We start from the raw sequence: 243 nt of genomic DNA on the forward strand, positions 1-243 counted from the left end.
CTCCGCCATCGTCGGCGGCGCGGTGCCCAAGGAATACATCCCCGGCGTCGAGAAGGGCCTGAAGTCGGCCAAGGACAACGGCCTGCTGGCCGGCTTCCCGGTCATCGACGTCAAGGCCACCCTGGTGGACGGCGCCTTCCACGACGTCGACTCGTCGGTGCTGGCGTTCGAAATCGCTTCGCGCGCCGCCTTCAAGGAACTGCGTGAAAAGGGCGGCCCCAAGCTGCTCGAGCCGATCATGGC

1 pseudogene is annotated in these 243 nt (G+C 67.1%); it reads left to right on the forward strand.

What is annotated here, in order from left to right:
• Positions 1-243: pseudogene (gene fusA / locus B2U11_RS14130) on the forward strand (elongation factor G); the annotation flags it as partial.

This window comes from Brevundimonas sp. UBA7534, assembly GCF_002479325.1.
GTDB lineage: Bacteria > Pseudomonadota > Alphaproteobacteria > Caulobacterales > Caulobacteraceae > Brevundimonas.